Here is a 17,356-nt window from a genome sequence, read left to right as displayed (position 1 = left end):
CCGGTGATGTCCGTGCCGAACCCGAGGGAGTCCTCGCGGTTCCGGCCCTGCGGCGTCCGTGCGGTGGGCTCAGCCCTGCGGCCAGGCGTCGGCCAGCATCTTGCGGGTGTCCGCGAGCAGCTGCGGCAGCACCTTGGTGTGGCCGACCACCGGCATGAAGTTGGTGTCCCCGCCCCAGCGCGGCACCACGTGCTGGTGGAGGTGGGCGGCGATGCCGGCGCCGGCGGCGGCGCCCTGGTTCATGCCGATGTTGAAGCCGTGCGCGCCCGAGGCGGTGCGCAGCGCCGTCATCGCGTGCTTGGTGAGCAGGGCGAGCTCGGCGGTCTCGGCCTCGTCCAGCTCGGTGTAGTCCGCGACGTGCCGGTACGGGACGACCATCAGGTGGCCGCCGTTGTACGGGTAGAGGTTGAGCACCGCGAACACGGACGAGCCGCGGGCCACGACCAGGCCCTCCTCGTCGGTGAGCTTCGGGATGCTGCAGAACGGGCAGCCGTCGTCCGGGGACGGGCCGGTGGGCTTGTTCTCACCCTGGATGTAGGCCATCCGATGGGGGGTCCACAGGCGGCGGAAGCCGTCCGGCTCCCCCACGCCCCGCTGCAGTTCGGGCTCACTCGTCATGCCGATCAGCATATGCGTCCCGACAGGCGGGACGAACAGGCCGGGGCGGGTCCGGACGGACCCGCCCCGGCCTCGTGCGTCCGAGGTCAGACCTGGATGCGGCGCTGCACCGCGTCCACGATCTCGGCCACCGCGTCGGCGACCGGCACGCCGTTCTTCTGCTCGCCGTCGCGGTAGCGGAAGGACACCGCGCCCGCCTCGACGTCGTCGTTGCCCGCGATCAGCATGAAGGGGACCTTCTGCTTCTGGGCGTTGCGGATCTTCTTCTGCATGCGGTCGTCGGAGGTGTCGACCTCGACCCGGATGCCGTGCTTCTTGAGCTCGGCCGCGACGTCCAGCAGGTACGGCACGTGCTCGTCGGTGATCGGGATGCCGGTCACGGTGACGGGGGCCAGCCACGGCGGCATGGCGCCGGCGTAGTGCTCCAGCAGCACCGCGAAGAAGCGCTCGATCGAGCCGAACAGCGCGCGGTGGATCATCACCGGACGCTGGCGCGAGCCGTCCGCCGCGGTGTACTCCAGGTCGAAGCGCTCCGGCAGGTTGAAGTCGAGCTGGATGGTCGACATCTGCCAGGTACGGCCGATGGCGTCCTTGGCCTGGACGGAGATCTTCGGGCCGTAGAAGGCCGCGCCACCCGGGTCCGGGACGAGCGGCAGGCCCTGCTTCTCGGCCACGCTGGCGAGGACGGCGGTGGCCTCCTCCCAGGTCTCGTCCGAGCCGACGTACTTCTCCGGGTCCTTGGTGGACAGCTCCAGGTAGAAGTCGGTCAGGCCGTAGTCGCGCAGCAGGTTGAGCACGAAGGTGAGGGTGGAGTCGAGCTCCTCCGCCATCTGCTCACGGGTGCAGTAGATGTGCGCGTCGTCCTGGGTGAAGCCGCGGGCGCGGGTCAGGCCGTGCACCACGCCGGACTTCTCGTACCGGTACACCGTGCCGAACTCGAACAGGCGCAGCGGCAGTTCGCGGTAGGACCGGCCGCGCGCGTCGAAGATCAGGTTGTGCATCGGGCAGTTCATGGGCTTGAGGTAGTAGTCCACGCCCTCGTCGAGCTGCATGGGGGGGTACATGCCGTCGGCGTACCAGTCCAGGTGGCCGCTGGTCTCGAACAGCTTCCCCTTGGTGGCGTGCGGGGTGTAGACGAACTCGTAGCCCTCCTCCTCGTGCCGGCGGCGCGAGTAGTCCTCCATGGCCCGGCGGATGATGCCGCCCTTGGGGTGGAAGACGGCGAGGCCGGAGCCGATCTGCTCCGGGATCGAGAAGAGGTCGAGCTCGTTGCCGAGCTTGCGGTGGTCGCGCTTCTCGGCCTCCACCAGGAAGTCGAGGTGCGCCTTCAGCTCGTCCTTGCTCGGCCAGGCGGTGCCGTAGATGCGCTGCAGCATCGGGTTCTTCTCGCTGCCGCGCCAGTAGGCGGCCGCGTTGCGCATCAGCTTGAAGGCCGGGATGTGCCGGGTGCTCGGCAGGTGCGGGCCGCGGCAGAGGTCGCCCCAGCACTGCTCGCCGGACTTGGCGTCCAGGTTGTCGTAGATGGTCAGCTCGCCGGCGCCGACCTCGACGTCGGCGCCCTCGCCGGCGGTCGCGGCGGAGCCCTTGAGGCCGATCAGCTCCAGCTTGTAGGGCTCGGCGGACAGCTCGTCGCGGGCGGCGTCGTCGGAGACCACGCGGCGGGAGAACTTCTGTCCGCGCTTGATGATCTCCTGCATCTTCTTCTCGATGGCCTTGAGGTCATCGGGGTGGAAGGGCTTCTCGACGTCGAAGTCGTAGTAGAAGCCGTCCTTGACCGGCGGGCCGATGCCGAGCTTGGCCTCGGGGAAGAGCTGCTGCACGGCCTGCGCCATGACGTGCGCGGTGGAGTGCCGCAGGATGTCGAGGCCGTCCTTGCTGGAGATCTCGACCGGCTCGACCTCGTCGCCGTCCTGGACGACGTGGGCGAGGTCCTTCAGCTGGCCGCCGACGCGGGCGGCGATGATCGAGCGGTCGTCGGCGAAGAGCTCGGCGGCCGTGGTGCCCGTGGTCACCACGCGCTCTTCCCGATCGGGTTCGCGGTTGATGATGATCCGGACGTCGGTCACCGGTCTCTCCTGACATCTGTGGTCCGCAGCACTCTGCTGCGCACGTCGATGGTACCGAGAGCGGCGGCTCCGGTGCGCACCGCGCTCTCCCCCGCGCCACGGCCGCCCCACCGGCCCGCCCGGCCCCTCCCGCACCCCGCACCGCACCCGTCCCGGGACCCCGGGGCGAGGAGCGGCCCCGGGGTGCGGTTGAGCGGCTGTCAAGTGCGGTATCACCAGGACAGAGCACGGTGCGCCCCTGGTCCTCGGGGGCGCGCCGGGCAACAGCCCGGCGGCACTTGAGGGGCAGTCATGCAGAAGTCCCGACCCTGGCACGAGGGGCCGATCGCCTCCTTCGATACCGAGACCACCGGCGTGGACGTCGAGCACGACCGGATCGTCTCCGCCGCACTCGTCCTGCAGTCCGCCCCCGGCAGCGCCCCGGCCACCACAACCTGGCTGGCCGACCCCGGAGTTCCGATCCCCGAGGGTGCCCGCGCGGTGCACGGCATCAGCGACGAGCACGCGCGCGCCCACGGCCGCCCGCCGCGCGCGGTGGTCTCCGAGATAGCCCGCGCGCTCGCCGAGCTGTCCCTCGCCGGCGTCCCGCTGGTGGTCATGAACGCCCCGTACGACCTCACCCTGCTCGACCGCGAGCTGCGGCGGCACCGCGGTGGTTCGCTCGGCGAGGCGCTCGGCGGCACCGAACTCCTGGTGCTGGACCCGCGGGTGCTGGACAAGCACGTCGACCGCTACCGCAAGGGCCGCCGTACGCTCACCGATCTGTGCGCCCACTACGGGGTGCGGCTGACCGGTGCCCACGAGGCCGCGGCGGACGCGACCGCCGCCCTCGACCTGGTGCGGGCCCTCGGTGTCCGGCACCCGGAGCGGCTCGGTGCGCTGTCGGTCCCCGAACTCCACGTCCGGCAGGCGGTCTGGCACGCGGCGCAGGCCCGCGGGCTGCAGGACTGGTTCGACCGGGAGGGCACCGCGGAGCGGGTGGACACCGCCTGGCCGCTGCGTCCGGCCCGTTGCGGCTGCGGCCGGCCGCTCACCACCTCGCACCGCTGCGAGGCCGCGGCCTGAACCGCGGGCCGGCCCCGGAGCCGGAGGCGACGGGAGATGCCGACCGGTGCCGACGAGTGCCGACAACGACAGAGGCCCCGGCCGCACTTGGCGGCCGGGGCCTGCTGCTCGGTGGGCGATACTGGGATCGAACCAGTGACCCCTTCGGTGTGAACGAAGTGCTCTCCCGCTGAGCTAATCGCCCGGGCAACGAGAAGAACAGTACCACCTCCGCGCCCGCGGCCCCAATCCGTTCCCGCCGGGGCCCGACCGACGCTCCCCCAGATCGCCTCCGGGACAGCTCCGGTGAAAGTCCGTCAGGCCGCGGGGGCCTTTCGGAAATCATCGGAAAACAACATAAGGCCCAGACCGTAAATGGTCTGGGCCTTACATCGGAACTGCATTCCGGGTGGGCGATACTGGGATCGAACCAGTGACCCCTTCGGTGTGAACGAAGTGCTCTCCCGCTGAGCTAATCGCCCGGGTGCAGGGAAAACATTACCCCATCCGCGGGGGTGCTCCGAACACCCTCCCGGTCAGTGCAGGTCCCAGGGCAGCACCGCGCCGTACCGCCACAGGTACCAGCCGAGGAGGGCACCGATGATCACCAGGCCGATCACGGTCAGCGTGATGTTGCGGCGGCGCACCTTCGGGTCCAGCGCCCGCTCGGCCGCCTCGGCGACCTTCCGCCGCGTCCAGCGCAGCACCAGCTGGGCCCAGACGAACTCGGTCGCCCAGACGCCCATGCCCAGGAAGATGACCACCCAGCCGGGGCCGGGCAGCGGCAGCAGGACGACGCCGAGCCCGACCACGGCCAGGCCGACCAGGAAGACCACCACCTGCCAGCTCAGGTGCAGCGGCCGCGACCGCCGGATGAACGCCGGGGCCCGCGAACCGAGCGGCCGGTCCCCGCCGGCCCGCTCCTCGCCGTCCCCGCTCCCGCCCTCGCCACCGTCGGACGCCATGGGTGCCCCGTCCTCGACCCGGTCAGGATTGTCGTTTCGTACAGCCATGCGGGAAAAGTACCCGAGATACCCGCCGGTACGGGCCCGACTCCCCGCCGCCGCCGATTCCGCAATGCGCCGGAAGGGGTACGACACGGCGTTGAATCGGGACAGAGGGGTTTACACCGGGCTTTCGGGTGGGATGGTCCGTTCGCCGACGTGCGATTCCCCGAGCGCACACTGAGCGAAAGGCCCTGGCGCTTATGAACACCACGGTCAGCTGCGAGCTGCACCTGCGCCTCATCGTGTCCAGCGAGTCCTCCCTGCCCGTCCCCGCGGGCCTGCGCTACGACACCTCGGACCCCTATGCCGTGCACGCCACCTTCCACACCGGTGCCGACGAGACCGTCGAGTGGGTGTTCGCCCGTGATCTCCTCGCGGAGGGGCTGCACCGACCGACCGGGACCGGCGACGTGCGGGTGTGGCCCTCGCGCAGCCACGGTCAGGGGGTCGTCTGCATCGCCCTGAGCTCTCCGGAAGGAGAAGCCCTGCTGGAAGCCCCGGCGCGGGCGCTCGAGTCGTTCCTCAAGCGCACCGACGCCGCCGTGCCGCCCGGCACCGAACACCGTCACTTCGACCTCGATCGGGAGCTGTCCCACATCCTCGCCGAAAGCTGACCTCGCTGCGGCGGGCCCGCCTCGGCGCGGCCACGCCCACTGCGTCCGTCCTACTCGGGGGCACGGTCGCACCTGCCGCCACGCACCACCGGCGGTCTCGGGGTCACCGACGGGCCCGCCCGGCCCGACGGTGTGGCGCCCGGCGGTACGGCCGGTCATCCGCAGGGGTGGCCGGCCGTACCGCCGGGCGCTTTCCTTCGCTCGGGCGGCGCGGCCCGGTAGAGTCGCGGGTGACGACCGACGAGGGGCCGGTGGGCCCCCGCCGCGCGAGGAGCCCACGTGCTGATCACCCATGACACCGAGTGCGCGCTGAGCATTCTGGTCGAGCTGCTCAACACCGCCCCGGAGGCGTGCGGCTCGGAGCAGCTGCCGGACACCGCCGCGCTCGACGCGTTCGTGGTCAAGCAGGAGATCAGCGAGATCGACTCGCTGACCGGCGCGGACCTGGCCTCGGTGCAGCTGCTGCGCGGCCGGCTGCGCGAGGTGTTCTCCGCGCGCTCCACCGAGGAGGCCGCGGAGCTGGTGAACGCCGTGGTCGCGGCGGCCGGCACCACGCCGCGGCTGACCAACCACGACCACCACGACTGGCACATCCACTACTTCGCCCCGCACGCCGCGATCGGCGACCACCTCGCGGCCGAGCTCGGCATGGCGCTCGCCTTCATCGTGATGGCCGGCGAGCGCGAGCGGCTGCGGCGCTGCGAGGCCCCCGACTGCGAGCGCGTCTTCGTCGACCTCTCCCGCAACCGCTCGCGCCGCTACTGCGACAGCCGCACCTGCGGCAACCGGCTGCACGTCGCCGCGTACCGCGCCCGGCAGCGCTCCGCCGAGGCCGAGGCGGTGGCCGCGGGCTGACCGGCCCGCCCGGCGGTGCGAGGCGGCCGGGCGCGGCCCCCGCGGATGAAAGACTGGGGGCATGACCGACGCCTCCCTCCCCCGCCTCGAATTCTGGTGCGACCTGCAGTGCCCCGACTGCCGCACCGCCCTGGACGACGTCCGGGCGCTGCGCTCCGGCTACGGCGACGAGTTCCGGATCGAGCTGCGGCACTTCCCGCTGGAGAAGAACAAGCACGCGTACGCGGCCGCCCAGGCCGTCGAGGAGGCGTTCGCCCAGGGCAACGGCTGGGCGTACGTCGAGGCCCTGCTGGAGCGGACCGAGGAGCTCGGCCGGGACGGCGAGAAGACGCTGCTGGCCGTCGCCGCCGACCTGGGGCTGGACGCGGACGAGGTCGACACCGCGCTGATCGACGGGCGGCACACCCTGCTGGTCGACGCCGACCAGGCCGAGGGCCGGGCGATCGGGGTCACCGGCACCCCGACCTACGTGATCGCAGGGCAGCGGCTGGACGGCGGCAAGAGCCAGGAAGGGCTGCGCGCCCGGATCGTCGAGCTGATCGAGAAGAACCGGGGCTGACCGACCCACCCGGCGGGGCCGCCGGCCCGGCCCGGCCGGCGTCCTCAGAGCAGCTGCTTGCCGAGGACCCGCCGGGTGACCCGGTAACCGAGCGAGGCGTACAGGCCGACGGCCACCGTGTTGCTGCTGAAGACGTTGAGCCCGAGGTCGTGCACGCCCGCCGCGAGGCACTCGTGCTCGGCTGCCAGCATCAGGGCGCGGCCGAGGCCCCGGCCGCGGTGCTCCTCGTCGACCTCCACCACCATCACCCAGGCCAGCGGGCGGCCCTCCGGCGAGACCTCCTGGCGCAGGTGCAGCCAGAGGCTGCCGAGCGCGCGGCCGTCGCCGTCGACGAGCCGGCGCAGTGCGACGCCCGGGGTGTCCGGCCCCTGCGGCAGGACCTGGCGGTGGTCGGCCTCCGCCTTGGCCTCGGCCTGCTGCGCGGTGAGGCCCGAGGAGCGCAGGTCGTGCAGGTAGCCGGCTCTCGCGGCGGCCAGCCACTGCGGGTACTCCGCCGCGCCGATCGGACGGACGGTCAGCCCGTCCGGCAGTGCCGGTGCCCGGCCGAGCCGCTTGGCCATGTTCTGCATCCGGTCGGTGTAGCCGAGCGCCCGGGCCAGGGCGAGCGCGCCCTCCGCCTCCGCGGGGACGGTGACGTCGGCGCGGCTGCAGCCCCAGCCGCGCAGCACCTCCTCGGCCGCGAGCACGCCGACCGTGCCGCGGCCCCGGCGGCGCCCCTCGGCGACCTCCAACTCGGCGATCTCGCCCCACCACTGGTCGCCGCGCGGCAGCGCGGTGGTGCGCAGCCCGCCCACCGGGCGGCCGTTGACGCAGATCTGCCAGCGGCGGCTGCGGCCGCCGCCGGGCAGCAGCTCCTCGGCGCCCCCCGGGCGCAGCGTTGTGGTCATACCGGCTCCCCTGCCCCGGCGGCGGCCGCACTACGCCTGTGCGGCCGCCGGCGGCGCGGCCCGGTCAGGGGTCGAGGTCGTCGCCGCTCCGCTCGGCGAACTGGGCCATCGCCTTGAGGGTGATCGGCCCGGGGGCGGGCAGCTCGTGGCCGTCGATCCGGTGGACGCCCTGGACGTCGCGGAGGGTGGAGGTCAGGAAGACCTCCTCGGCCTCGAACAGCGCCTCGAAGGGCAGGTCGGCCTCCTCGGCGCCGCTCCAGTCGACGACCAGCCGGCGGGTGATGCCGGCCAGGCAGCCGGACTCGAGGGGCGGGGTGAGCAGCCGGCCGCCGAGGACGACGAAGACGTTGGAGCCGGTGCCCTCGCAGAGCCGCCCGGCGGTGTTGGCGAAGAGCGCCTCGGAGGCGCCGGCCCGGTGCGCGGTCGCGAGCGCCACCACGTTCTCGGCGTAGGAGGTGGTCTTGAGGCCGGCGACGGCGCTGTGCTCGTTGCGGCGCCACGGCACGGTGACCACCGCGGTGGTGTCCGGGCGCGGCTTGGCGGTGCCGAGGGCGACGACCAGGGTGGGCGCGTCCTCGCCCCGCTCGGATCCGAGCGGGGAGGTGCCGCCGGTGTAGGTGATCCGCATCCGGCCGAGCGGCATCGGGTTGGCGGCGAGCACGGCGGCACAGGCCTCGCGGACGGCGTCGTGGTCCGGGTCGGCGAGGCCGAGGCCGCGGGCGGAGCGGGTGAGCCGGTCGAGGTGGCGGGTGAGCGCGAAGGCCTGCCCGTCGACGGCCTTGACCGTCTCGAAGACGCCGTCGCCGACGGTGAGGCCGTGGTCCAGGACGGAGACGGCGGCACTGCCGGCGTCCACGAGGTTGCCGTTGACCCAGATCATCGAGTGCTGCTCCCGGGGTTGTTCAGTGGGTGCTGGTGCCCGACGCTATCGCGACCAGGCGGGCCGCCTTGAGCTCGGTCTCGTCCCATTCGCGCTCGGGGTCGGAGCCCCAGGTGATGCCGGCGCCGGTGCCGAACCGGAGGACGGGCTCGCCGCCCGTCCGGTCGATCCAGAAGGTGCGGATGCCGACGGCGAGTTCGGCCTCGCCGCGGTCGGCGTCCACCCAGCCGACGGCGCCGCAGTAGGGGCCGCGAGGGGCGGTCTCGAGGGCGTCGATGATCCGCAGCGCGCTGGACTTCGGCGCCCCGGTGACCGAGCCGGGCGGGAAGGTGGCGGCGAGCAGCTCGGGCCAGCCGGCGCCGTCCCGCAGCCGGCCCTCGACGGTGGAGACCAGGTGGACGAGGCCCGGGTGCTTCTCGAGCGCGCAGAGGTCGGGGACGGTGACGGTGCCGGTCCCGCAGACCCGGCCGAGGTCGTTGCGGACCAGGTCGACGATCATCACGTTCTCGGCGTGGTCCTTCTCCAGCAGGTCGGCCTCGGTGCGGCCGGTGCCCTTGATCGGGCCGGAGGAGACGGTGCGGCCGCGGCGGCGCAGGTAGAGCTCGGGCGAGGCGGTGGCGATCTCCACCCCGTGCTCGGGCAGGCGGATCGTTCCTGCGTACGGCGCGGGGTTGCCGCGGGCCAGCAGGCCGGTGAGCGCGTCGATGTCGGAGCGCTCCGGGTCGGGCAGCGGCGCGGAGAGCACCCGGCAGAGGTTCGCCTGGTAGACCTCGCCGGCCGCGATGTGCTCGCGGATCCGGCGGACGCCCGCGGTGTAGGCGGCCCGGTCGAGCGAGCTGTGCCAGTCCTCCGTCCGCGGGCCGAGCCAGCCGGCGGTGGGCGGCGGAGCGGGGTCGGGGCGGACCTCGTCGAAGCGGGCGCAGGTGAGGCGGCCCTCGAAGTCGTACGCGACCGCCCAGAAGCCGCCGCGGTCGAGGACCGCGGGGTCGCCGGAGACCTCGCGCAACCCGGTGGCGAGACGGCCGCCGAAGCGGGCGATCGGCTGGTCGGGGCTGAGGGGGGCGGTGCGGCCGGACACGGTTCTCCTGCGCGGACTCGGGTGCTGCTCCGCGCGGATGCGGCGCGGGGCCGGTTCGGGGATTGCCCGGTGCCTGAAGTGTAGGTCGGCGGTCCGCCGGGGCGGCCGGGGGCGGCCCTCGGACCTGCGCCGCAGCCCCCGCCCCGGGCGGCCGGGGAGCCACCCGGACGGCTGACGGAGCACCACCTTCCGGCCACCCCCGCGCCACGCTGCGGGAACGGATTTTTAGCTGGCCCGGGAATCCGCTAGAGTTCAACACGTCGCCGGGACGCGGAACCGAAGAAAAGCGGGGAAGCAGCCGGGAGACAGGCGGACGTGGCTCAGTTGGTAGAGCATCACCTTGCCAAGGTGAGGGTCGCGAGTTCGAATCTCGTCGTCCGCTCGATGGAGAACAGGGTAAGATCGTTCTCCGAAGTTGCCTGGTGGAGTGGCCGAGAGGCGAGGCAACGGCCTGCAAAGCCGTGTACACGGGTTCAAATCCCGTCTCCACCTCCAAGAGGTGCCCCCGGTTCGCCGGGAGCCCTCCCCGCGCGATTAGCTCAGCGGGAGAGCACTACCTTGACACGGTAGGGGTCACTGGTTCAATCCCAGTATCGCGCACTCGATCTCTTCGGGGATCGGCATCCCAGCGCGATTAGCTCAGCGGGAGAGCACTACCTTGACACGGTAGGGGTCACTGGTTCAATCCCAGTATCGCGCACGCGGGCCCGGCAGGGCTTGACAAACCCGCGCGATTAGCTCAGCGGGAGAGCACTACCTTGACACGGTAGGGGTCACTGGTTCAATCCCAGTATCGCGCACAGAAGATCGAAGGCCGTGGTCCGGTGGACCACGGCCTTCGTCGTTGTCCGGCGCCGACGGCGACGCGTGCGCGTCGGACTGCGGAGGGCGGAAAAGGCAGGTGCCGGGTGCGGACGCCCTCACCGACGTCCTTGCACCCGGCCCCTGCTCTGCCGGGGGTTGGCCACCGCTCGGCCCGTCCACGTGTCCTGCGGTGTCGCACCCGGCCGGCGCGGACCCCTCCCCTGGGGTCAGCGCCCGATCAGATCGGCGACGGCGCGAGCCTGTGTCGCCAGTTGCTCCCAGCCGCCGAACAGCGCCAGCAGCAGCACCGCGCACGGCACGGCGATGGCCAGGGCCACCGCCGGATGCCTGTCCCCGGTGGGCGACTGGCCTACGAAGGGCCGGCGGCGGCGCCCGGTGCCGGTGAACTGCGTGGCCATGATCGTCTGCTCCTGCTCGTCGCCGGGCGCGGCCGCTGGGCGGCCCGCACGGGGCGGTCGGGTGGTCGGGACGGCGGACCGGGACCTCGGGGGACGAGTAGCGGCCCGCCGTCGAGATCAACAGTAGGCCGGAGGGCCCCCACCGGGCGTCATGCCCGCGCACGGTTCCACCGGCCTCCCGGAGGATGAGGTCGGGTCGTGCCGTCTACTACCGGAGGCGGAGACGGAACCGATCGCATCCCCGACGCAACCCTGAGGCCCACCCCGAGGGGGGCTCCCGGGGACGCCCGGGAGCCCGTCCTGCGGCGGGGTCGGGCAGGCCCGCCGGAGCACCGTTCGCGTGCGACGCGCAGCCCCCGGACAAGGGTGCTCCGGGTACCCGCGGAACGCCTTTCGACGGAGATCGGACAATCCGACCGCCCCTCGGGGTGTTGCGTGTCAGCACAGCACTGCGGCCAGTCCGTAAGCTGTCCCGGACAGGATCTGACGGCGGCCCACTCGACGGGGCCTCACTCCACAGGCTGACGGGGACGAGTATGGCGATGATGCGGCTGAGGCGTGAGGACCCCCGCATCGTCGGACCGTTCCGACTGCACCGACGGCTCGGCGCCGGCGGCATGGGCGTGGTCTACCTCGGCTCGGACCGCAAGGGCCAGCGGGTCGCCCTCAAGCTGATCCGCGACGAGCTGGCCGGGGACGCGGAGTTCCGCACCAGGTTCGCCCGCGAGGTCGCCGCCGCCTCCCGGATCCGCGGCGGCTGCACCGCACGCGTGGTCGACTCCGACCTCAAGGCCGAGCGGCCGTGGCTGGCGACGGCCTACGTGCCCGGGCCCTCGCTGTACAAGCGGGTCACGGACGAGGGGCCGCTGCCCTGGCCGGAGGCGGCCAGGATCGGCGCCGCCCTCGCCGACGGGCTGGTGAAGGTGCACGAGGCCGGGGTCGTCCACCGCGACCTCAAGCCCTCCAACATCCTGCTCTCGCCGCGCGGCCCGCGGATCATCGACTTCGGCATCGCCTGGTCGCGCGGCGCCTCCACGCTCACCCACGTCGGGACGGCGGTCGGATCGCCCGGGTTCCTCGCGCCCGAGCAGGTCCGCGGGGCGGCGGTGACCCCGGCCACCGACGTCTTCGCCTTCGGCGCGACGATCGCCTTCGCCCTCACCGGGGAGTCGCCCTTCGGCTCCGGCGCCTCCTCCGAGGTGATGCTCTACCGGGTGGTGCACGAGGAGCCGGACCTCGCCGGCGTGCCGCCGGTGCTGGCGCCGCTGATCGGTGCCTGCCTGGCCAAGGAGCCGGGCGAGCGGCCCGCCGCGGCGGCCCTGCACGAGCGCCTGACCGAACTCGCCGCACGGGGCACCGTGCTGGGCGGACGGGCCCGCAGCGGCGCGCCGGGCCCCGCCCCACAGCAGCAGGCGCAGGTCGCCGCACCCGGCCGGGCCCACGGTCCGGGCGCGGGCGCGGCTCCGGGACACGGCGCCGGTCCTGGGCACGGGCCGGGCGCCGGACCGGCGCCGGGGCAGCAGACACCGCGGCCGGGTGCCGGCCCGCAGGCCGGACAGGGCCACACCCCGGGGTACGGACCGGGACAGGCGGCGGGGCACGGCCGGCCGGGCGGGCAGCGGCCCGTGGTCGGCGGACGCGTCCCGACGGGCAGACCGCCCCGCCGGGCCCCCGGACAGCCGCCGCACGGCGGCGTGCCGCACCTCGACGGCCAGGACACCTTGCGGGACCGGCACCGCACGCCCGTACGGCCGCACACGCCCGCGCCGGGCCGGCCGCGGGAGCGCCAGCACACGCCCGTCCCCGGGCGGCCCTCGGCGGACTCCCGGCGGCGGCTGCTGCGGCAGCGGCTGGTGGTCTTCGTCACGGTGACCCTGGGCGTGGCCCTGGCCATCGCGACCGCGCAGGGCTGCGAGAACCGCAGCAACCAGGGACGCGGCCCGGCCGACCGCCCCTCCCCCGCGGCCTCGGCACCCTCCCTCTCCCTCGACGGCGCCGCACCGGCCGGATCGAGTGCCGCGGCGGCCGCCGCGCCGACGGCCGGCGCGGCGGCCGGGTTCGGCCCGGCGGCCGGTCCGCTGCCCGCCGTGGACTGGGCCAACCGCGCCTACTCCGACCCCGCGGGCGGGCCGGAGATCCGGCTGCACGACGGCAGGGCGGGCGGCGACGGCGCGCAGATCGCGCTCAGCACCGTGCTGCCGGCCCGCTACCGGGAGGCGCCCGCCGCCCTGGTCGTGCTGCGGCGGACCGAAGGGTCCGTCCCGGTCGACCTGGTCGAGCTGTTCTCGTTCAACGGCGGCGCGCCGGTGCTGGTCTCCTCCCGCGCCTCGGCGGCGGACCCGCAGGCCGCGGCCGCCTGGCGGCTCGAGAACGGGGCGCTGCTGCGCGAGGAGAAGGTCTCGCTGACCGGCGCGACCTCGTCCACCCGGTACACCGCGCGGGCCGACGGCGGCCTGGAAGAGGCCTGGCCGGGCGCCGGGGTGTCCGGCGGCAGCCGCTGACGGGGCGGCGCGGGCGGGACCGGGCCGGGGTCAGCGGGGGCGGGTCGCGTAGAAGGCGACGGCCGAGGCGGCCGCCACGTTGAGCGAGTCCACACCGGCGTCCATCGGGATGCGGACGTGTTCGTCGGCGGCGGCGAGGGTCCGGCGGGCCAGCCCGTCGCCCTCGGTGCCGAAGACCAGGGCGAGCCGCTCGGCGTCGCGGGCGGCCAGCTCGTCCAGGGTGATCGCCTTCTCGCTCAGGCAGAGCGCCGCGACCGTGAAACCGGCCTCGCGGAGCGTCCCGATGTCCGCCGGCCAGGAGTCCAGCCGGGTCCACGGCACCTGGAACACCGCGCCCATCGACACCTTCACCGACCGGCGGTAGTACGGATCCGCGCAGCGCGGGGTGAGCAGGACGGTGTCCACCCCGAGGGCGGCCGCGTTGCGGAAGGCCGCACCGATGTTGGCGTGGTCGACGATGTCCTCGAAGACCGCGACCCGGCGGGCCGGGCCGAGGAGGTCCGTGAGCGCGGGCAGCGGACGGCGCTCCATCGCGGCGAGGGCGCCGCGGTGCACGTGGTAGCCGGTCACCTGCTCGGCGAGGGCGGGCTCCACGACGTGGACGGGGGCCTCGGCCTCCGCGATGACGTCGGCCATCACCTCCAGCCACTTGGGGGTGAGGAGCATCGACCGCATCCGGTAGCCGGCGTCGACCGCCCGGCGGATCACCTTCTCGCCCTCGGCGATGAAGAGGCCCTCGGCGGGCTCGCGGCGGCGGCGGAGTTCGACGTCGGTCAGGCCGGTGTAGTCGGCGAGGCAGGGGTCGGCGGGGTCGGTGACGGTACGGGGTTCGGACACGGGGTCGATCCTGCCGGGTGGGGGTGGGACTGGCCAAACCGGGCGGGGCAGGGCGCCTCCCGGCGGACCGGGCCCGGCCCGTGCTGTGGTGATGCCCGCTCGCGGGTTGCGCAGTTCCGCCCCCGCGTGGCTGCCCTTTGACGGCGGCCCGTTCAGGGGCGGAGGTGGGTGTTGAGGCGGGCGGCTTGGCGGGTGAGGTGGTCGCGTTCGGCGAGGTTGGGGGCCTGGTGGGCGGCTTCGGCGTAGAGGCGGGCGGCGGTGGGGAGGTCGCCGTCGCGTTCGTGGAGGTAGGCGGAGACGGCGGTGCGGCGGGGCAGGGAGGTGTCCAGGGCGGCGAGTGCCGCGAGTCCGGCGCGCGGGCCGTCGGCCTCGCCGACGGCGACCGCGCGGTTGAGCCGGACGACCGGGCTGTCGGTCAGGCGGGTGAGTTCGTCGTACCACTCGACGATCTGCACCCAGTCGGTCTCCGCGGCGGTGGGCGCGTCGGCGTGCAGGGCCGCGATGGCGGCCTGGGCCTGGAACTCGCCCGGCCGGTCGCGGGCGAGCGCCGTCTGCAGGATCCCGACGCCCTCCGCGATCGATGCGGTGTCCCACCGGCCGCGGTCCTGTTCGGCGAGCGGGACGAGGCTGCCGTCGGCGGCGGTGCGGGCGGCCCGCCGCGCGTGGTGGAGCAGCATGAGGGCGAGCAGGCCCGACACCTCGGGGTGGTCGACGGCGGAGGCGAGCTGCCGGGTGAGCCGGATCGCCTCGGCGGCGAGGTCGACGTCCCCGGAGTAGCCCTCGTTGAAGACCAGGTAGAGGGTGCGGAGCACGGTGGCGACGTCGCCGGGCCGGTCGAGCCGGACGCCGGAGACGGTGCGTTTGGCCCGGCTGATGCGCTGGGCCATGGTCGTCTCGGGCACCAGGTAGGCCCGGGCGATCTGGCGGGTGGTCAGTCCGCCGACGGCGCGCAGGGTGAGGGCGACCGCGGACGCGGGACTCAGCGAGGGGTGGGCGCACAGGAAGTAGAGCTGGAGCGTGTCGTCCGCCGCGGGTGCGGGGCCGGGCGGCGGTTCCTCGTCGACGAGGTCCTCGCGGCGGCGGCGGGCCGCGTCGGACCGGGCCGCGTCGAGGAACTTGCGCCAGGCGGCGGTGACCAGCCAGCCCTTCGGGTCCCGCGGCGGGTCGGCGGGCCAGACGCGGACGGCCTCGACCAGGGCGTCCTGGACGGCGTCCTCGGCCGCCGCGAAGTCGGCTCCGCGGCGGACGAGGACGCCGAGCACGCTCGGAGTCAGGCTCCTGAGCAGGGTCTCGTCCATCGGTGGGGTCACTCGGTGACGGTCGGCGGCTCGGTCAGGAACGGGCGCAGCTCCAGCCACTCGTGGATCGGCCGGCCGCCCGCGCCGGGGGCGGCGGACAGTTCGCCGGCGAGTTCGACGGCGCGGTCGTAGCTGTCGACGTCGATCACCATCCAGCCGGCGATGAGGTCCTTGGTCTCGGCGAACGGGCCGTCGGTGACCGGGGGGCGGCCCTCGCCGTCGTAGCGGACGAAGGTGCCCCCGGGGGCGAGTGCCTGGCCGTCGACGAACTCGCCGCTCTTCTCCAGGCGGGCCGCGAAGTCCTGCATGTACTGCACGTGGGCCGAGATCTCCTCGGGCGTCCACTGTTCCATCGGCACGTTGTTGACCGGGTCCGGGGCGCCGCGGTAGTGCTTGAGCAGCAGGTACTTGGCCATGGTGTGGTTCTCCTCGGTGCTGTGCGACCCATTGTGGTCGCGTTCACCCCGGGGACGGAGCCGGTCGCGGATTCTCGACACGGTCGGCGGAGATTTCTTCGAAACCGGTCGGGGGAAGCACCGCGGCCCCGGCCCCGGGCGGGTCGGGGCCGCGGTTTGCGCGTCCGGCGGTCAGTGGGCGAGGACGTTGACGACGTCGCCGATGACGATGACGGCCGGGGGCTTGATCTGCTCGGCGGCGACGGTGGCGCCGACCGTGGCGAGGGTGGCGTCGACGCGGCGCTGGCCGGCCGTGGTGCCCTCCTGGACGACGGCGACGGGGGTGTCGGCCGGTCGGCCGCACTCGACGAGCTTGGCGGCGATCGCGCCGATCTTGTCGACGGCCATCAGCAGCACCAGGGTGCCGGTCATCCGGGCGGCGGCGTCCCAGTTGGTGAGGGAGCGCTCGTCCGGGCCGACGTGGCCGGAGATGACGGTGAACTCGTGCGTCATGCCGCGGTGGGTGACCGGGATGCCGGCGGCGGCCGGGACGCTGATCGAGCTGGAGATGCCGGGGACGACGGTGACCGGCAGCCCGGCCTCGACGCAGGCGAGCAGTTCCTCGCCGCCACGGCCGAAGACGTACGGGTCGCCGCCCTTGAGGCGGACCACGAACTTGCCGGCCTTGGCGTGGTCGATCAAGGTCCGGTTGATCGCCTCCTGGGCCATGTAGCGGCCGTAGGGGATCTTGGAGGCGTCGATGACCTCGACGTGCGGCGGGAGTTCGGCGAGCAGCTCGCGCGGGGCGAGGCGGTCGGCGACCACCACGTCGGCGTCGGCGAGCAGCCGGCGTCCGCGGACGGTGATGAGGTCCGGGTCGCCGGGGCCGCCGCCGACCAGGGCGACGCCGGGGGTGCGCTCGCGGTACTGGCGGGCGGCGAGCGAGCCGTCCCGCAGGCCGTCGACGATGGCGTTGCGCAGGCCGGCGGAGTGCCTTGGGTCGCCGGTGAGGACGGCGACGGTGGCGCCGCCGTCCCGGCCGCTGGCCGGGGTCCAGGCGGTGGCGGCGGAGGCGTCGTCGCTGCGGGCGCAGAAGACGCGCAGCCGCTCGGCCTCGGTGGACACCGCGGTGTTCACCCCGGGGTCGTCGGTGGCGACCAGGGCGTACCAGGTGTCGGCGAGGTCGCCGTCGGTGTAGCGGCGCTCGTGCCAGGTGATCTCGCCCGCGTCGGCCATCGCGTGCACGGCCGGCGTGGTGGACGGGGATATCAGGTGGATGTCGGCGCCGGAGGCGATGAGGGCGGGCAGCCGGCGCTGGGCGACCTGGCCGCCGCCGATCACGACCACGCGCCGGCCGGTGAGGAGCAGACCGACCGGGTACGGGGTGAGGCCCTCGGTGCTGGGGTGGGGTGCGGGCGCGTTCATGGGCGGGGCTCCTGGGTGGCGGAGGTACGGGGACGGCGCGAACCCCGCCCGCACCGGCGCGCCCTCGGG

General features: G+C 73.9%; 15 protein-coding genes, 7 tRNA genes and 1 pseudogene. 10 read left to right on the top strand and 13 right to left on the bottom strand.

Annotated features, from left to right (window positions below; translation table 11 throughout):
- Nucleotides 1-69 precede the first annotated feature (69 nt).
- Together AB0O09_RS22100 and thrS are read right to left on the bottom strand one after the other, a co-directional pair.
- Entirely contained in the window at nucleotides 70-630 is a 561-nt protein-coding gene (locus tag AB0O09_RS22100; RefSeq protein WP_363543648.1) for an HIT domain-containing protein, read from the bottom strand.
- 74 nt (nucleotides 631-704) lie between these two features.
- On the bottom strand, nucleotides 705-2,684 hold the full coding sequence (thrS, locus tag AB0O09_RS22095; RefSeq protein ID WP_363543646.1) for a threonine--tRNA ligase: 1,980 nt from the start codon (nucleotides 2,682-2,684) through the stop codon (nucleotides 705-707).
- Between the two features lie 291 nt (nucleotides 2,685-2,975).
- Between thrS and AB0O09_RS22090 the strand changes: the two genes are divergently transcribed.
- Complete coding sequence (locus tag AB0O09_RS22090) at nucleotides 2,976-3,749, top strand: 3'-5' exonuclease (protein ID WP_363543645.1); 774 nt, start codon at nucleotides 2,976-2,978, stop codon at nucleotides 3,747-3,749.
- 112 nt (nucleotides 3,750-3,861) lie between these two features.
- Here the strand turns inward: AB0O09_RS22090 and AB0O09_RS22085 are convergent.
- From AB0O09_RS22085 to AB0O09_RS22075, 3 genes are all read right to left on the bottom strand, one after another.
- Nucleotides 3,862-3,933 (bottom strand) — tRNA-Val (locus AB0O09_RS22085).
- A gap of 205 nt (nucleotides 3,934-4,138) precedes the next feature.
- Nucleotides 4,139-4,210: transfer RNA gene (locus AB0O09_RS22080), tRNA-Val, on the bottom strand.
- A 54-nt stretch (nucleotides 4,211-4,264) separates the two neighbouring features.
- Nucleotides 4,265-4,693: a TIGR02611 family protein gene (locus tag AB0O09_RS22075; protein WP_363543660.1), complete on the bottom strand. Its 429-nt coding sequence runs from the start codon at nucleotides 4,691-4,693 to the stop codon at nucleotides 4,265-4,267.
- A 242-nt stretch (nucleotides 4,694-4,935) separates the two neighbouring features.
- Here AB0O09_RS22075 and AB0O09_RS22070 point away from each other — a divergent pair, with 242 nt between their 5' ends.
- The 3 genes from AB0O09_RS22070 to AB0O09_RS22060 all read left to right on the top strand — a co-directional run bounded on the left by AB0O09_RS22070 (nucleotide 4,936) and on the right by AB0O09_RS22060 (nucleotide 6,763).
- Nucleotides 4,936-5,349, top strand: a complete 414-nt coding sequence (locus AB0O09_RS22070) for an SsgA family sporulation/cell division regulator (RefSeq protein ID WP_030268554.1) — start codon at nucleotides 4,936-4,938, stop codon at nucleotides 5,347-5,349.
- Nucleotides 5,350-5,628: 279 nt separating this feature from the next.
- Nucleotides 5,629-6,204 carry a CGNR zinc finger domain-containing protein gene (locus AB0O09_RS22065; protein ID WP_363543643.1) on the top strand — a complete coding sequence of 192 codons (576 nt, stop codon included), beginning with the start codon at nucleotides 5,629-5,631 and terminating at the stop codon, nucleotides 6,202-6,204.
- Between the two features lie 61 nt (nucleotides 6,205-6,265).
- The gene (locus AB0O09_RS22060; protein ID WP_363543641.1) at nucleotides 6,266-6,763 is read left to right on the top strand and encodes a DsbA family protein; all 498 of its coding nucleotides are present in this window, start codon (nucleotides 6,266-6,268) and stop codon (nucleotides 6,761-6,763) included.
- A 44-nt stretch (nucleotides 6,764-6,807) separates the two neighbouring features.
- On the opposite strand, the gene AB0O09_RS22055 is transcribed toward AB0O09_RS22060, so the two are convergent.
- The 3 genes from AB0O09_RS22055 to AB0O09_RS22045 form a co-directional block, all read right to left on the bottom strand.
- Entirely contained in the window at nucleotides 6,808-7,650 is an 843-nt protein-coding gene (locus tag AB0O09_RS22055; RefSeq protein WP_363543640.1) for a GNAT family N-acetyltransferase, read from the bottom strand.
- Between the two features lie 64 nt (nucleotides 7,651-7,714).
- Nucleotides 7,715-8,530 carry an aminodeoxychorismate lyase gene (locus AB0O09_RS22050; protein ID WP_344621683.1) on the bottom strand — a complete coding sequence of 272 codons (816 nt, stop codon included), beginning with the start codon at nucleotides 8,528-8,530 and terminating at the stop codon, nucleotides 7,715-7,717.
- A 22-nt stretch (nucleotides 8,531-8,552) separates the two neighbouring features.
- Complete coding sequence (locus AB0O09_RS22045) at nucleotides 8,553-9,569, bottom strand: chorismate-binding protein (RefSeq protein WP_363543658.1); 1,017 nt, start codon at nucleotides 9,567-9,569, stop codon at nucleotides 8,553-8,555.
- Nucleotides 9,570-9,917: 348 nt separating this feature from the next.
- Between AB0O09_RS22045 and AB0O09_RS22040 the strand changes: the two genes are divergently transcribed.
- The 5 genes from AB0O09_RS22040 to AB0O09_RS22020 all read left to right on the top strand — a co-directional run bounded on the left by AB0O09_RS22040 (nucleotide 9,918) and on the right by AB0O09_RS22020 (nucleotide 10,408).
- A tRNA-Gly gene (locus AB0O09_RS22040) sits at nucleotides 9,918-9,990 on the top strand.
- Nucleotides 9,991-10,029: 39 nt separating this feature from the next.
- Nucleotides 10,030-10,103 (top strand) — tRNA-Cys (locus tag AB0O09_RS22035).
- Between the two features lie 33 nt (nucleotides 10,104-10,136).
- Nucleotides 10,137-10,208: transfer RNA gene (locus tag AB0O09_RS22030), tRNA-Val, on the top strand.
- 28 nt (nucleotides 10,209-10,236) lie between these two features.
- Nucleotides 10,237-10,308 (top strand) — tRNA-Val (locus AB0O09_RS22025).
- Nucleotides 10,309-10,336: 28 nt separating this feature from the next.
- Nucleotides 10,337-10,408: transfer RNA gene (locus AB0O09_RS22020), tRNA-Val, on the top strand.
- 231 nt (nucleotides 10,409-10,639) lie between these two features.
- Here the strand turns inward: AB0O09_RS22020 and AB0O09_RS22015 are convergent.
- Entirely contained in the window at nucleotides 10,640-10,831 is a 192-nt protein-coding gene (locus tag AB0O09_RS22015) for a hypothetical protein (protein WP_363543638.1), read from the bottom strand.
- 536 nt (nucleotides 10,832-11,367) lie between these two features.
- Here AB0O09_RS22015 and AB0O09_RS22010 point away from each other — a divergent pair.
- A pseudogene (locus AB0O09_RS22010) lies at nucleotides 11,368-12,747 on the top strand (serine/threonine-protein kinase); the annotation flags it as partial.
- Between the two features lie 615 nt (nucleotides 12,748-13,362).
- Here AB0O09_RS22010 and AB0O09_RS22005 read toward each other — a convergent pair.
- The 4 genes from AB0O09_RS22005 to cobA all read right to left on the bottom strand — a co-directional run bounded on the left by AB0O09_RS22005 (nucleotide 13,363) and on the right by cobA (nucleotide 17,287).
- The gene (locus tag AB0O09_RS22005; protein ID WP_344621680.1) at nucleotides 13,363-14,169 is read right to left on the bottom strand and encodes an RNA methyltransferase; all 807 of its coding nucleotides are present in this window, start codon (nucleotides 14,167-14,169) and stop codon (nucleotides 13,363-13,365) included.
- A 152-nt stretch (nucleotides 14,170-14,321) separates the two neighbouring features.
- Nucleotides 14,322-15,467, bottom strand: coding sequence for a DUF6596 domain-containing protein (locus tag AB0O09_RS22000; protein WP_363543657.1), 1,146 nt, complete (start codon nucleotides 15,465-15,467; stop codon nucleotides 14,322-14,324).
- 8 nt (nucleotides 15,468-15,475) lie between these two features.
- Nucleotides 15,476-15,883: a YciI family protein gene (locus AB0O09_RS21995; RefSeq protein ID WP_344621678.1), complete on the bottom strand. Its 408-nt coding sequence runs from the start codon at nucleotides 15,881-15,883 to the stop codon at nucleotides 15,476-15,478.
- Between the two features lie 171 nt (nucleotides 15,884-16,054).
- The gene (gene cobA / locus AB0O09_RS21990; RefSeq protein WP_363543636.1) at nucleotides 16,055-17,287 is read right to left on the bottom strand and encodes a uroporphyrinogen-III C-methyltransferase; all 1,233 of its coding nucleotides are present in this window, start codon (nucleotides 17,285-17,287) and stop codon (nucleotides 16,055-16,057) included.
- Nucleotides 17,288-17,356: the final 69 nt, after the last annotated feature.

The sequence above is a fragment of the Kitasatospora sp. NPDC093679 genome, from assembly GCF_040683455.1.
Classification (GTDB): domain Bacteria; phylum Actinomycetota; class Actinomycetes; order Streptomycetales; family Streptomycetaceae; genus Kitasatospora; species Kitasatospora arboriphila.
This window is presented reverse-complemented; position numbering and strand designations above follow the sequence as displayed.

Bases quoted from the DNA above. Each gene is read 5' to 3' on its own strand.
- AB0O09_RS22100 (WP_363543648.1), bottom strand. From the start codon at position 630: ATGCTGATCGGCATGACGAGTGAGCCCGAACTGCAGCGGGGCGTGGGG.
- AB0O09_RS22090 (WP_363543645.1), top strand. From the start codon at position 2,976: ATGCAGAAGTCCCGACCCTGGCACGAGGGGCCGATCGCCTCCTTCGAT.
- AB0O09_RS22060 (WP_363543641.1), top strand. From the start codon at position 6,266: ATGACCGACGCCTCCCTCCCCCGCCTCGAATTCTGGTGCGACCTGCAG.
- AB0O09_RS22000 (WP_363543657.1), bottom strand. From the start codon at position 15,467: ATGGACGAGACCCTGCTCAGGAGCCTGACTCCGAGCGTGCTCGGCGTC.
- AB0O09_RS22050 (WP_344621683.1), bottom strand. From the start codon at position 8,530: ATGATCTGGGTCAACGGCAACCTCGTGGACGCCGGCAGTGCCGCCGTC.
- AB0O09_RS22015 (WP_363543638.1), bottom strand. From the start codon at position 10,831: ATGGCCACGCAGTTCACCGGCACCGGGCGCCGCCGCCGGCCCTTCGTA.
- AB0O09_RS22055 (WP_363543640.1), bottom strand. From the start codon at position 7,650: ATGACCACAACGCTGCGCCCGGGGGGCGCCGAGGAGCTGCTGCCCGGC.
- AB0O09_RS22075 (WP_363543660.1), bottom strand. From the start codon at position 4,693: ATGGCGTCCGACGGTGGCGAGGGCGGGAGCGGGGACGGCGAGGAGCGG.
- cobA (WP_363543636.1), bottom strand. From the start codon at position 17,287: ATGAACGCGCCCGCACCCCACCCCAGCACCGAGGGCCTCACCCCGTAC.
- AB0O09_RS22070 (WP_030268554.1), top strand. From the start codon at position 4,936: ATGAACACCACGGTCAGCTGCGAGCTGCACCTGCGCCTCATCGTGTCC.
- AB0O09_RS21995 (WP_344621678.1), bottom strand. From the start codon at position 15,883: ATGGCCAAGTACCTGCTGCTCAAGCACTACCGCGGCGCCCCGGACCCG.